At 41.5% G+C, this 14,758-nt stretch carries 10 protein-coding genes; 4 read left to right on the plus strand and 6 right to left on the minus strand.

Annotated elements, in window-relative coordinates:
• Positions 1-74: 74 nt before the first annotated feature.
• The gene (asnB, locus tag MKO06_RS16235; protein WP_241552307.1) at positions 75-1,685 is read right to left on the minus strand and encodes an asparagine synthase B; all 1,611 of its coding nucleotides are present in this window, start codon (positions 1,683-1,685) and stop codon (positions 75-77) included.
• Positions 1,686-1,943: 258 nt separating this feature from the next.
• Here asnB and MKO06_RS16240 point away from each other — a divergent pair, with 258 nt between their 5' ends.
• Positions 1,944-2,519 (plus strand): DUF2911 domain-containing protein, encoded by a 576-nt coding sequence (locus tag MKO06_RS16240; protein WP_241552308.1) that lies wholly within the window; start codon positions 1,944-1,946, stop codon positions 2,517-2,519.
• Positions 2,520-2,567: 48 nt separating this feature from the next.
• On the opposite strand, the gene MKO06_RS16245 is transcribed toward MKO06_RS16240, so the two are convergent.
• The 4 genes from MKO06_RS16245 to MKO06_RS16260 all read right to left on the minus strand — a co-directional run bounded on the left by MKO06_RS16245 (position 2,568) and on the right by MKO06_RS16260 (position 9,445).
• Positions 2,568-3,200, minus strand: a complete 633-nt coding sequence (locus tag MKO06_RS16245; protein ID WP_241552309.1) for a 7-carboxy-7-deazaguanine synthase QueE — start codon at positions 3,198-3,200, stop codon at positions 2,568-2,570.
• Between the two features lie 68 nt (positions 3,201-3,268).
• Entirely contained in the window at positions 3,269-4,741 is a 1,473-nt protein-coding gene (locus tag MKO06_RS16250; protein WP_241552310.1) for a M14 family metallopeptidase, read from the minus strand.
• A 187-nt stretch (positions 4,742-4,928) separates the two neighbouring features.
• Positions 4,929-6,341, minus strand: a complete 1,413-nt coding sequence (locus tag MKO06_RS16255; RefSeq protein WP_241552311.1) for a SusD/RagB family nutrient-binding outer membrane lipoprotein — start codon at positions 6,339-6,341, stop codon at positions 4,929-4,931.
• 17 nt (positions 6,342-6,358) lie between these two features.
• The gene (locus tag MKO06_RS16260) at positions 6,359-9,445 is read right to left on the minus strand and encodes a SusC/RagA family TonB-linked outer membrane protein (protein WP_241552312.1); all 3,087 of its coding nucleotides are present in this window, start codon (positions 9,443-9,445) and stop codon (positions 6,359-6,361) included.
• 139 nt (positions 9,446-9,584) lie between these two features.
• On the opposite strand from MKO06_RS16260, the gene dacB reads away from it, so the two are divergent.
• On the plus strand, positions 9,585-10,910 hold the full coding sequence (gene dacB, locus MKO06_RS16265; RefSeq protein ID WP_241552313.1) for a D-alanyl-D-alanine carboxypeptidase/D-alanyl-D-alanine endopeptidase: 1,326 nt from the start codon (positions 9,585-9,587) through the stop codon (positions 10,908-10,910).
• A gap of 18 nt (positions 10,911-10,928) precedes the next feature.
• Entirely contained in the window at positions 10,929-11,987 is a 1,059-nt protein-coding gene (locus MKO06_RS16270; protein ID WP_241552314.1) for a S66 peptidase family protein, read from the plus strand.
• Position 11,988: 1 nt separating this feature from the next.
• Here the strand turns inward: MKO06_RS16270 and MKO06_RS16275 are convergent, their stop codons facing one another.
• Positions 11,989-13,122 carry a serine hydrolase gene (locus MKO06_RS16275; protein ID WP_241552315.1) on the minus strand — a complete coding sequence of 378 codons (1,134 nt, stop codon included), beginning with the start codon at positions 13,120-13,122 and terminating at the stop codon, positions 11,989-11,991.
• A gap of 110 nt (positions 13,123-13,232) precedes the next feature.
• Here MKO06_RS16275 and MKO06_RS16280 point away from each other — a divergent pair, with 110 nt between their 5' ends.
• Positions 13,233-14,753 carry a helicase HerA-like domain-containing protein gene (locus tag MKO06_RS16280; RefSeq protein ID WP_241552316.1) on the plus strand — a complete coding sequence of 507 codons (1,521 nt, stop codon included), beginning with the start codon at positions 13,233-13,235 and terminating at the stop codon, positions 14,751-14,753.
• Positions 14,754-14,758 lie beyond the last annotated feature (5 nt).

A 14,758-nucleotide genomic window follows, 5' to 3' on the forward strand; every position in this document is an offset into this window, starting at 1 on the left:
AAAAATGTGGAAAAACCCGAAACCGGAAATAGATTTTCCATGTTTCGGGTTCAAAAGATGTAAGGTGGGTAAAACTAAACTTTCAACATCTCCTTTTTCATACCGGGAGCCACGTGGGTCTCGTTGGCTCTTCCGCTCGGATCCAGGTCTTTTTGCCATTTTGGAACCCATCTTTTTACGGTTTTGGCGGCTGATTCCTGAGGGAAGTGTTTATGGAACAGTTCACGGTAGAAATACGCCTCCTTGGTCATAGGAGTATTCACCGGATATTTAAGTGCTGCAGTTTCCATTTGAACGTCGCTCACCTGCTTTGAAGCGTATTCGATAAGCTGATCTATCCAGTTGTAACCAACACCGTCGCTAAACTGTTCTTTCTGTCTCCACAAAACCTCATCTGGCAGGAATGGTCTTTCAGGAGTATCGAAGGCCTTTCTAAGAATATACTTCTCAACACCGTCATAGGTTTTGGGCATTTTTTCTTCTGGTACCATCTCCATAGCCGTTTTTAGAAATGCTTTGTCCAGGAATGGAACCCTTGCCTCCAGTCCATGAGCCATCGTTGATTTATCGGCTCTTAAACAGTCGGCTGTGGCGAGTCTCTGAACCCTTCTGATGGTTTCTTTCTGAAATTCTTCAGCCGAAGGTGCATTTTTGAAGTACAGGTAGCCACCAAAGATCTCGTCTGAACCTTCTCCAGATAATACCACCTTAATGCCCTTTTCGGCTATAGACTTAGAAAGAAAATACATTGGAGTACTTGCCCTGATCGAGGTCACATCATAGGTTTCAAGATGCCACACAAGTTTACTCAGGATCTCAATTCCATCTTCAACTGTGAAATGAATTTCATGATGTTCGGTTCCTAGGTATTCGGCCACTTTTCTTGCGGCGATCAAATCTGGAGCCTCAGGGTCTAATCCAATCGAAAAGGAATGCAATTTTTGACCGGTTCCCTCGATCAACCTGGCAGCGATTGAAGAGGTAAGGGAAGAATCCAGACCTCCGCTTAATAAAACGCCTAGCGGCACATCGGCCATCAAACGTTTCCTGGTAGCATCGATAAGGCTTTCTCTTAATTTAGTAAGATCGGCCGGTTGCACCGCTTTTTCAGAATCGAACCACTCAGGCGTATAGTACCTTACAAAACCAGTTGAAGGTGTGTAATAATGGCCTGGAGGAAAAGTGGAAAATTCCACACAACTTTCTGCAAGGGCCTTCATTTCACTGGCAAACCACATTGCCCCGGACTCATCTGTACCGTAATAAAGTGGTTTTACCCCAATAGGGTCTCTTCCCGCAATAAAATCATCTCCGTCTATCACCACAAAAGAGAACACGCCATCCAGTTTATCTACAAAATCATAACCGTACTTCTCGTACATATGAACGATCACTTCTGAATCTCCTGTTGTCCTGAAGCTATGATCTTTCAATTCATTATTCCTAAGTGACATTTGGTTATAGATCTCGCCGTTATGAACCATCCATGCCGAACCAGTTCCCTGGATAGGCTGAATTCCGGTTGTAAGATCTACAATTGAAAGGCGTTCATGAGATAGAACGTATCCTTTTTCTGTAATTTTTAATCCGCTTTCATCGGGTCCTCTATGGGACATTCTTTTTGACAGAGCGCTTATTTTTCCTGCTTCGATGTCTTTTCCGATTACTGCTAAAATTCCACACATGACTTGTTTGTTTTTAATTACAAGGCAAATATGACTACTTACTTATCTTTATAAAACATTCACGAAGTATTAGGTTATATTTACAAACAATTTTTTTGATTTTTAGATTCAGAATAAACCAAATTCCGCAAAAACAGCCCTGAAACTACCAGATATAAAGCTGATCAAATTTTAACACCTACTTTATTCTTTTTTAACAATTAGGACTACAAGCTTCAACTATCTTTATTAAAAATTAAAAAATCTAAGATTCAAGACATGAAAAAACTGATTATAGGTGGCTTTAGCGCCATTTGCTTACTGATTGCAAATCCGGTAAATGCTCAGGAAGACCAGGTTAATTTTTCGAAAGAAGAATTGAAGTTCTCAAAAATGGATGCCAGTCCAATGGATATGGCCGTATACCGGGACGGGGAGGAAAAAGCAGTAGCCAGAGTGATTTACAGTCGGCCACAAAAAAGAAACCGCGAGATCTTCGGAAAACTGATCCCTTATGGAGAAGTTTGGAGAACCGGGGCTAATGAAGCTACTGAGGTCACCCTGTACAAGGATATGACAGTGGCGAATGCTAAAATTCCTGCCGGCACCTACACTCTTTATACGATACCTGGTGAAAAAGAATGGACTGTAATTCTGAATAATAAAACCAACACCTGGGGAGCATACGAGTATTCCGAAAAACAGGATATCGCACGAATCACCGTTCCAGTTAGACAGGCTTCCTATACGATCGAATCGCTTTCCATGGCCTTTCACGAAGCAGATAATGGAACTGACCTGGTTATTGGCTGGGATGATCAATTCGTAAAAGTACCATTTAAGGCAGCAAACTAGTCCTTATTAAAAGTATTGAACTGAAAAACGCCCGTTTTGGGCGTTTTTTTATGGGATATTAAGATATTTATGAGTTTGCAGGGAAACCTTCCACTGTGGATTTTTCATTACATAATCCACGATTAATGGTATCATTTTTTCACGGTTGCTCCATTCGGGCTGCAGATAAAGAATACAATCCTTGCCTACGTTCTCAGCCTGTTCCTCAGCAAATTTAAAATCGTGCTTATTAAAAATGATGACCTTTAATTCATTAGCCTTTGAATAGATCTCAGGTTTTGGAAGCTTGATCTTTTTAGGAGATAAACAAATCCAGTCCCATGTTCCGGTTAGATCATAAGCCCCCGAAGTTTCTATATGAATATCACAGCCCTGCTTTTTTAAGTTTCCTGTTAACTGGGTCATATCCCAGGTTAAAGGCTCTCCCCCTGTGATCACAATTGTTTTACTATACTTAACAGCATTCTCCACAATCTGGCCAATGTGGGTTGGCGGATGCACATTGGCATCCCAGCTTTCCTTTACGTCACACCAGTGGCAGCCCACATCACAACCTCCAATACGAATAAAATAGGCAGCGGTACCTTTATGGTAACCCTCGCCCTGGATAGTATAAAACTCTTCCATTAACGGGAGCATCACTCCCCTGTCTACCAGCTCCTTTGTCTCTTCTGAAATCATAGCCTGCAAAGATACGTAATATCTAACATCTTACAATCTGGCAGACATTCCCTTTATACGAGGATCATTTACCGAAAGATCAGCGCATTCTCAACCTGCAATTCAGCGTTTTCAGGAGAACTTAAAAAGCCGTTCATCACAACAAATTCTACCTTTCCTTCACGAGTAAGGAAGAAACAGGCATTCATCCCAGGTTGCAGAGTTTTACTCACTTCAAACTCCCTGGAAACGAGGTTAATTGGAAAATCTGTATAGGCCTGCTCCGGTAATTTTTCCATTCGAATGTAAGCAACGCCCTTTTTTAAAAGCTCCTTCACATCAAGATTCGAAAGCTCTGTAGTATCTTTCAAGACTTCTGAATAAATCTTTCCAAACTCAAGTTTGTAACCTGAAGCATCAAAATTCTCATAGCCATAGCTGGTAGAAAGGTCTCCCTGGTCGATGATCCCGGCGGAATAATAAAAGCTGGTATTATCATCCAGATCTCTTTCGTATAGGTTAATCCCAAGGTCCAACACATATTCCTTCCCATTCAACTCGTATTTCACGGCCTCCAGCTTAAGATCAAAAAGCATTCGGTCGTTATTAGGTATCTCTTCATATTGTGCAATATCCGCATCACTATAGGCTCCGGTTGCAATGCTTTTAAGTGCACTAAGAATTGCAACAAAATTCAGTTTCCTGATCTCCTGTTTCTCGCGATCCCCGGGAAATCCTCCAGATTCGATTAGCACTGTACTCGTCCCCCATTTTTGAATATTATCGCCAAAAGCACGCGGTTCGAAATCGTCGTTATACCGACCTACCTGGCCAGGCGCGTATTTTTGAAGCACATCGTTCATTACCACGATTAATTTCATCGCATTTCCACGTACCTCATTGATATCCTTTTCATAATTATAGGCTGGCGCCAGGAATGAAATGGTCGCCGGTTTATCAGTGCGTTCAGCGTTGTAATATCGACTTTGGTCATGCAGATTAAAACCGAAATCGGCTTCCAGGCTATCGCGAACTCGCTTCAGGGTTTTAGCTTCAGGAGACTGCAACCTCAGCGCATCACGATTCACATCGATTCCAAGTGCATTGCGACGGGTGAATTCTTCCGCGCCATCGGGATTGAGCATCGGCAGGAAATGTACACGAAGGTTTTCGGATATTGATGCTACTGATTCGTCATCCTTTTCGGAATCTAAAAAATTCAGAATATCGAAAATAGCTATGGTGGCTGTAGATTCATCACCATGCATTTGTGACCATAGGAAAACATCAATATCTCCTTTGCCGAAACTAATAAGATCAAGGCTCCTGCCTTCTATGGATTCGCCTACTTTGCGAACCTCAAAATCAGCTTTGGTTCTGTAATTATCAATTAAAGGTTGAATATCCTGGTGCTTGAATCTTCTTTGGTCGAGATCCTCAGTTTTATAAGTCTCGTAATTTTCATAAAAAATATGATCAGAGTCAATTTGAGAAAAAATGCTATTCGGAATCATTAGAATAAGCAGCAGGACTTTATGAAGGCCTAATAATTTTTTATTCATAGGGTAAACTTTTAAATTTTGATTCTTTGAACTCACTTCTAAGTTTTCGCATAAATTCCTTTCCAGGATAGGTCTTTCATATAATCCACTGGAAACCTCAGACCGATCAGAATATCGCTTCAATTTTCATGGTTTTGAGAATAAAAAAAAGCCCTGTTCTCACAGGGCTTTAAATTAAACTATTTTTCTACTCATCCCAGAAGATAGGATCTAATAAAGTCACATCAGGAACATTGCTTCCATTTCTTGTAACTTCGGTATCTGGATAAGCCAGTCTTCTTAAGAAGTTTCCATTCAAATCCGGATTGAGATTAGCAGGTAAGTCAAAGTCTTCGTAATCATAATCATGACGACGCGCATCTACCCATGACTCGGGATTGAGGAACATAGCCACCCATTTCTCTTTAAAGATATCATCGATAGTGAACGCATCCACACCCATACTAACTTCAGGATTATTCATGTAAGCCTCGATCTCTGACTGTCCCACACCTATTTTATTCATATGAGCTCTTATTCCATCAAGATAGGCCTGATAAGACCTCGCTTTATCGATACCAAAAGCAGCTTCGGCCTCAATGAATTTTTGCTCAGCATATGTAGCGATCAGCACAGGCCCCTGTCTTTGGGTATAATAATCACCTTCTTCCAGTACCGATCGTGCTCCTTCTTCAGGTGCATCTCCACGGCCAGCTCCATTTTCGGTTCCTATATATTCACCATCGTCAGTAGCTCCAACCATAAGGGGTAATCTTGGATCATCATATCCATAAATTGTCCCATCCATGGCCTGAATAAATTGTTCAGATATCCACCCTCCAAGAAATAGATTCGCATTATCTATAGCCACTTGCGCCCAGGGATTAAAAGCCTGCTCAAAATATTCCATTTGAGCATCATCTTCGTTACCGTCGAAGCCGTTTTCAACAGCTGAAAGAACCGCGGCAGGGTCATAACTACCAGTTTCACTAAAATGATTTAGATAACGTGCCTTCAACATATTCCCAAATTTTATCCAATTGGAGATCTCGCCCTGATAAATAAAGTCATCTTCACCAACAGAAATACTGCTATCAGCCGAAAGATTTGCAAGGCCCTCATCCAGCAATCCCAGGATATTTGAATAAAGCTGGGCATCATCATCGTAGGAAGGTGTCACGGTAACAAAATTGAATGCCTCACTATAAGGAACATTCCCCCAGGCATCTACCGTTAAGCCCAGGTTATAAGCCATTAAAATCTGACCAATTCCCTCATAATGAGCAGCCTCTTCTTCCTGGGCTTTCAAAATCATATCATTGATATCTGTCATCACATTGTACAGCGCTCCCCAGGATCCACTATAACTAACGGGCTCCATCACATCAGATGCACTTGCAGCATTTGGAGATGCCAGATACTGTACGTAATTACTCGTAATATTCCCCATTCTGAAGGTATTCTGTGTAGACTCATAGGTAGAATTAACCAATAACGAAGACAGCGGAGCATCTATTGGGTTATTTGGATTATCATTGATATCCAGGTAATCATCACAGGAAGTAAAGGCGAAGGCCGCTGCGAGGATTACATATTTATATTTTTTGATCTTAAATTTCATATCTAAAATTTTTAATATTAAAGTCCTAGGTTAAGTGTAAAGAAATAACTTTTAACACCTGGATAACCTAAGCCTGTTAAACCTGTAGCATTTCCTCCAGCACCTGCGCTAAAGGATTCAGGATCAAATCCATCCCAGGGAGTATAAAGAATAATATTATTAGCTGCTACCGATAATCTTACCGATTCGAATGGCAAAACTGCAAGAGCATTTTCCTGTAAGCTATAACCCAGGGTAATATTTCTCAGTTTAATGAAAGATGCATCCTGTACAAAATTTTCACTGATCGTACGGTAGGTATTTCTATAGAATCCCGCTCCGTAGTTTCTATCATCCGGGCCTACACCCTGCCCAAGCCAAACAGGCTGGGTATTTGGTGAACCATCAGCAAGAACTCCGTCGAAAACGATGGTCTCATTCCTGTTCAAAGTATATTCAGAAATTCCGAAGGCAGAGAAGAAGTTATCGTACTGGTTGTACTGATCTACCCCAGCCCTGAAATCCATCAGAAAAGAGAAATCAATTCCTTTGAATGAAAAACTATTCTTTAGACCTCCAATCCATTTAGGTGTTGTGTTACCAAGCACTAATTGAGCTGGATTCCTCTCCGGGAATCCATTTGGACCAATAATAATAGGCAGATCCTCGTCAAGATAGATGCTATTATTATCAGCACCATACCTGGCATAACTTGTTCCGAATATATTTCCATAAGGCTCACCTTCTAGCAGGGTAATACTTACTGTAGAACCTGCATATCCAAATTGACTACCAATAGGAATAGCCTCAATTCCTTCCCGAATACTAACTACCTCATTTCTATTGTAGGCAGCGTTAAAGGAGACATCCCAACTAAAATCTTCGTTTCTAACAGGAGAGCCACGTAAAATGAATTCCCATCCACGGTTCTCGATCTCACCCGCATTAGTTACGAAAGTTGTAAACCCGGCTGTGGGACTTACCGGAACCGGAATGATCTGATCTTTACTATTGGATTTATACCAGGTTACATCCAGCCCTAAACGGTTTTCGAAAAAACTAAGATCGGCTCCAAACTCTATAGCGGTAGTTCTTTCAGGTTTAAGCTCAAGGTCACCAAAGCGGTCAAATCGAGAGAAACCTACATTTCCATTCAACGGGAATACTCCTGGAGAAGAATAGGTTTGTCCAATTTGATAAGGATCTGTATCCTTCCCTACTTCTGCCCAGGATGCTCTTAACTTTCCAAAAGTGAACCAGTCACCTGGATCGAATGTTTCTGTAAACACATATCCAAGGTTTACAGAAGGATAAAAGAATGAATTATTTCCGATTGGTAAAGTAGAGGTCCAGTCATTTCTTGCAGTAACATTAAGAAATAGGGTTTCATCATAATTCACCATAAGGTCGCCATAGACACCAACAAGCCTTCTTTTTCTTTTATCCTGGTCATTAAAGACCTGGTTCACATTGCTAAGATCATAGAACTCCGGGATCACAAATTCTCTACCAGTTGCATCAACCCTTTCGTAATCTCTTTCAAAAATATCATTACCTACTCTTAAGGTAGTATTCAATTTCTCTGTCCAGTCGTTTTTAAAGGTCACAAAGAAGTTGGAGTTGATATCACGGCTGGTAATTCTTGTTTCTGTTATAAAGCCCTGCGAGTCTAAAGGAAGTTCTCCATCTATTCCTAATGGTCCAGGTGTAATTTCCGTTCTCTTATCACTATAGTAATCTGTACCTACCAAATAAGTTAAATCTAACCATTTTGTCGGGCTGTAGGTAAACCTTAAATTTCCTACCGTTCTGTTCACCTCATCCTCGAAAGTACTGAAACGGGCATCATATATAGGATTAGTATTTCCGTAGGTCTTCATAGTACCATCCTCGTTGATATAATCGGTCACATCATGGTTGGGAGCCCAGTACACCAGGCGTTCCATAAACCTGTCATGTGGCACCCGATTTCCCCCGGTTATACTATAATTTATATTACCAGAGAATTTGAATTTATCACTCATCTTTACCTCTCCGCTTAATTTGGCTGAAGTACGGCCCCAATCACTAAAGGGTATGATACCTTCCTGATCTAATTTACCAATAGAACCATAAAAAGTAGCATTTTCACTACCTCCCGAAACGCTTATCGTATTATCTATTTGAGTTCCGGTCCTCATAGCATCATCCCATATATCGTAAAACCGAACATCGGGATCTATTTCGTTGATTTCCTCCATTGAAGGACCCCAATTTGGCCAAAAAGAACTCGCGTCATATACTCCAGAAAATCCCTGTCCGTAAGTTTCCTGAAAATCAGGAAATTGATTTACCTCATCAAAGCCTACAGAACTATTGATGTTTACCCTAACGCTTCCAGCCTGACCTTTTTTAGTGGTGATGATAACAGCACCATTGGCAGCTCTCACCCCGTAAAGAGCAGTTGCAGCCGCCCCTTTAAGAATATTAAGCGATTCTATATCATTCGGATTTAAATCTGCCGCACGGTTAGAAAGCCCCCTGGGAGTTCCACCAGATTCTATGGTAGAGTTATCGATAGGTACCCCATCTATAACGAACAAAGGCTGATTATCTGCCGTAGGATCCAGGGAGTTCACACCCCGAATAATGATTCTCGCACTCATCCCGGGAGCTCCTCCCGAGTTGGTGATCTGAACCCCTGCTGCCTGCCCCTGCAAAGCACTTACAAGGTTTTGCTGTTTAGTACTCGTGATCTCTTCAGAACTTATTTCCTGAACAGCATATCCCAGTGACTTCTTTTCCTGCTCTATACCGAAAGAAGTTACCACCACTTCTTCCAGGCTCTGAAGGTCTGGTGCCAGACTTACATCTATAGTTGTTTGATTTGCTGCTGTAATTTCCTTTCTTTCAAATCCCATGGAAGAGAAGACCAGGACTTCCCCGGAACTCACTTCGATTGAATAATTACCATCAAAATCGGTTACAGTACCCCGATCGGTGTCCTTAACCTGCACCGTTACCCCAGGTAAGGGCATCCCATCATCTGAAGAAGTCACTGTACCAGAAACCGTACGTTCCTGAGCAAATGTCGCAGACACCTGAATAACCGCCAGAATTAGTAAAAAAATAAGTTTGTTTTTCATTCTTTAGTTGTTATTGATTATCGATTGACTTTAAATATAAAGAAAAAGTTTTCACAAACTCTTAAGATTTTACATTAACGTATGTACTTTTATTAAATTATAAGTTAACCTACTATATTTATAAAAATTTTACTTAAATATGCATCAAAATTTCAAACATTTTAAAAGGAAGTTTTCCGGTCTTTACTTATTACTGTTGTTTCTTGTGGTAGCAACATCATGTTCATCGGTTAAGAGAACCAATAAGGAAATAAAGAAAAACCTCAATACCACCAGGGTTTTCGAGAATGGTTTTACCGGCCTGGCCGTGTATGACCCGGTTAAAAACGAGATGGTCTATGCCTATAATGCAGACAAATATTTCACCCCGGCTTCCAACACCAAACTATTTACTTTTTACGCCGGGTTAAAGATGCTTGGCGATTCGATTCCGGCTTTGAAATATGCAAAAAGAGAGGATTCTCTTATTTTTAAAGCCACCGGGGACCCTTCCCTGTTAAATCCAAATCTACCCGAATCCAGGGTGATCGATTTCCTTTCGAAAGCTGAAGAAAACCTATATTATATCGCTCCTGTTTTTACCGAAAAGTATTTTGGCCCGGGATGGTCATGGGACGATTATAATTACTCCTATTCTTCGGAAAGAACTCCCATGCCTATTTACGGGAACAATATTACTTTCGATTTTGATGAAAATTCAGATTTTGAAGTGATGCCGACTGTATTTAAAGATTCCGTAACGATTTCCGCCAATGGAAATGAGGCATCCCTAAAACGTGCGATGACTTCAAACAAATTCAAAATGAATAAAGGTTACACCAGCCGAAGCAGGGAAATCCCGCTAAAATATTCTGATCTTACCTTTACAAGATTGCTGGAAGACACTCTCAAAAAAGACATTACTATAATAGAGAAGTATTCTACCAACAAAGAATTCAAAACTCTTTACAGCATTCCAGCAGACAGCGTCTACAAAAAAATGCTGGAAGATTCTGATAATTTCATAGCCGAACAGATTCTCCTTATGGCTTCCGGAACCATTTCAGATAGTCTGAAGACCGAGATCACCATTGATTATATGAAAGAAAATCACTTAAAGGACCTGCCGGACGAACCGGTTTGGAGAGACGGGTCGGGCCTTTCCAGGTATAATCTTTTTACTCCGCGAAGTATGGTCAAACTGCTTGAAAAGATCCTGGCGGAACGTTCACATGAAGATCTTTTCAGTTTGATGGCGACTGGTGGCGAATCTGGAACACTTAAGAATTATTACAAGGCCGACGAACCATATATTTTTGCCAAAACAGGAACCCTGAGCAATAATCACAGCCTTAGCGGTTACCTGAAAACCCAATCGGGAAAAATACTCATTTTTAGTTTTATGAATAGCAATTACACCATTCCTACTTCAGAACTCAAGGCCGGAATGGAAAAGATCCTCGAAAACATCAGGGATAATTATTAAGTTTATCAAAACTTCAGCATGCAAAGAAGAAAATTCATTCAGAATATAGGAATAGGCAGTTTAGCCTTTCCACTCAGCTCATTCAATACCTCAGAAATCCTGGAAGATCGAATTTCAGAAGATGATATTCTTATTCCCTCAAGCCTTAAAGAAGGAGACACGATCGGGATCGTGAGCCCGGCAAGTGCGATCTTTGAAACCGAACCTTACGAGGTCGCCCGTGACACTTTTGAAGCCATGGGCTTAAAAGTCAAATTTGGGCAGTTCACCTCCAACAGGTACGGACATTTAGCGGGTACCGACGAAGAACGTGCCGAAGAACTGAACGACATGTTCAGAAACCAGGACGTAAAAGCTATTATTGCGCTAAGAGGCGGATCAGGTTCGGCTCGAATTCTTGATAAACTCGATTATGAAGCGATCCGGAACAATCCGAAGATCTTTGCGGGATACAGCGATATCACTGCCCTCCACCTTGCTATTTTCAAAAAGACTGGACTGGTTACTTTTCACAGCCCGGTAGCGGTGTCTACCTGGAATTCCTTCAGTTTTGATTATTTTAAAAAACTATTGTTTGACGGGGAGCAGATCAGTTACGAAAATCCACAGGAAAAAGGAGATAATCTGGCGATCACTAAAAACAGAATCAGAACCATCAATCCGGGAAAAGCAAGCGGACAGCTGCTTGGCGGAAACCTTTCGGTGATGACCGGCATCATGGGATCGAACTATTTCCCGGAAGACTGGAAGGGAAAGATCCTGTACCTGGAGGATGTGGGCGAAAAGATCTATGCCGTAGACCGGATGATGTCGCAACTTTATCTTGGCGGAATCTTTGAGCAAATTAGCGGTTTCGTCTTCGGAAAATGTACCGATTGTGATCCCGGTGGAAGTGGCTATGGTTCGCTCACCCTGGAAGAAGTGATTGACCACTATATAAAACCGCTTGGAATTCCGGCCTATTCCGGGGCTATGATAGGTCATATTGATGATAATGCCACCATTCCGAATGGTATACAGGCTGAAATCGATGCCGATAAAGGAACAATCAAACTGCTTCAGGCACCAACCAAATAGCTTATTGCTGAGATTTCATTTTTAATTCATACTCATAGATCTGGCGTCCCATTTCAGCAAGAAATGGGATTCCTTTTTGGTCATACTCGTATTCACCGTCATTAAAAATACCATTTTCATTAACAAGCAGGGTGGCCGTTAGAAAGAATTCCACCCCGTTGGCTGGATCGTATACATAGGCGTTATCTGTAAGGGTACCATAGGCGTAACCTACCTTATTATAGATCTTAACAGCCGAATTAATAGGCTCCTTGGAATCCCCGAACATAAAAAACTTCCCATAACTATCGTAAAATTCTGTACGATCGTACCCCTCTTTAAAAGGATAGGTCGCCATCTTTCCCTTAAGAAAAGCCACATCTTCCTTCTTTAGATCAAAGCGTTCCGATTCCTGGTAAACTTCTGGAAAGAATAGTCGTTTCATTAATTCCTGCTGGGTTCTAACAGGGAAATAATTCTTCAGGGAAAAATCGAAAACTCCTTTATGAAGGCTGTCATTTGCCATATACCCCTTTCCTTTTTTTATGGATTCCATATCCAGAGGCTTTGCTTCGGTATTCGTGGTGACCGGCAATTCAAATGTTCCGTCTTCCTGTACAAAGCTTATTTTCTGGGTAACCAGGTCTCGGGATCGGTCGCCAGCAAATCGATGTGATATCCTAACGGGTTCCAGCCCTTTCTCTTCTAATTTGGATTGGATATAGTCCTGGCCCAAAAATTCAAAGATCCGATTATAAGCATCATTATCGCTCACTGCAAAAATCTGCCTGATATCGTCTGCGATCGTATGCGAAATACTATCCCCTTCTATGGAATAAGGAGTATCCCGGCTTAATTCTGAATCCATTTCATTGATTTTTTCAAGCGCGAGAATAGCCAGTGGCAACTTTACGGTACTTGCCGGGTAGAAATAAGCACTGTCCTGAAGCCTGAATGACATTTCCTTAAATTGGGGTTCCCCGGAGGCATTTCGTTTAACCGAAGTATACAGGATCTGTAATTCATATTTAGCTGCATCGTTCATGATCACATCCACGATGCTATCATCAGATTTCCTAATAATTTCGACCAGCTTATTTTGAGCAGTTAATGAAAAGCTTAAAAAAAGTAAATACAGTAAGGCTAATTTTTTCATAATTGAGGGTGCTTATTCAAATATATTCAATTTTAGAAATTACTTCAATTCAACCGACAAAATTTTCAATCTCCGGACTTTTTAGCATTTTTATAATAAATTAGCCTCTAATGGAAACCAGTGAAAAATTCAAAGCTTCTGTTCAGGAAGGCTACAGGATAAAAGGCGAAAGCATTTACCTTGGTGCCGGAATGATCAACGGAACCGTGATTCCTGAAGCCGCCGTAAAACTCCCTTTAAAAACTCTTAACCGGCATGGCCTGATCGCGGGAGCCACCGGAACAGGAAAGTCTAAAACCCTCCAGATCATTGCTGAAAACCTTTCTGATAACGGGGTTCCTGTTTTACTAATGGACATCAAGGGAGACCTGAGCGGTGTGGCAAAGGCTTCGGAAGGAGCCGATTTTATTGACAAACGGCACCAATTGCTCAATTTCCCCTTCGAGCCTAAAGGATCACCCGTAGAGATCCTGAGCCTGTCTGATGAGCCCGGTATTAGGTTGAGAGCAACGGTAAGCGAGTTTGGCCCGGTTCTGTTATCCAGGATCCTGGACCTTACAGACACCCAGACCGGCATCATGGCCATTGTCTTCAAATATTGCGATGACAAGAAATTACCCCTACTGGACCTGAAGGATTTGAAGAAGATCCTTCAATATGCTACCGAAGAAGGAAAGGAAGAGTTTGAAAAAGAATATGGCCGTATCTCTTCTGCCTCTACCGGTGCGATCTTACGAAAGATCGTAGCCCTGGAGCAGCAAGGTGCAGACCGGTTTTTTGGAGAGCGCTCTTTTGAAGTGAACGACCTGCTTCAGAAAAATTCTGATGGGAAAGCCTATATCAATATTCTCAGGCTTACAGATATACAGGACAGGCCTAAATTATTCTCAACTTTTATGCTGAGCCTCCTGGCAGAGATCTATAGTACCTTTCCGGAACGCGGTGATCTTGAAAAGCCAGAACTGGTATTGTTCATCGATGAGGCTCACCTTATTTTCGAGCAGGCTTCAGATGCTTTACTGGACCAGATCGAAAGCATCGTGAAACTTATTCGTTCCAAGGGAGTGGGAATCTTTTTTGTTACCCAGAACCCGGCAGATATACCTGAGGAAGTACTAGGACAGCTCGGCCTTAAAGTTCAGCATGCCTTACGCGCCTTTACGGCAAAAGACAGGAAAGCGATCAAACTGGCTGCTGAAAATTACCCGCTTTCAGAATTTTACGATACCAAAAATATGCTTACTGCGTTAGGTATCGGAGAAGCTTTGGTTTCGGCACTCGATGAAAAAGGAAGACCAACTCCGCTTGTAGCCACGATGCTAAGAGCTCCTATGAGCCGGATGGATATTCTTAATGAGAATGAGTTAGATGAACTGATCAAAAAATCTGAATTATCAGTCAAATACAATGATCAACCAGACAGGGAAAGCGCCTACGAGATCCTGAACCGCAAGATAGAACAGGCCGAAGAAGAAAAGGCCAGGGAGAAAGCCGAAAAAGAAAGAAAAGAAGTTATAAAAACCAGTTCCCGACGAAGAAGTTCAAGCACGGAGGGAGCGGTAATAAAAGTATTAACCAGCGCCACCTTCATTAGAGGCGTGCTGGGAATTCTGAATAAAATTTTAAAGTAAACCCA

It is taken from the genome of Christiangramia oceanisediminis (assembly GCF_022570735.2).
Taxonomy (GTDB): domain Bacteria; phylum Bacteroidota; class Bacteroidia; order Flavobacteriales; family Flavobacteriaceae; genus Christiangramia; species Christiangramia oceanisediminis.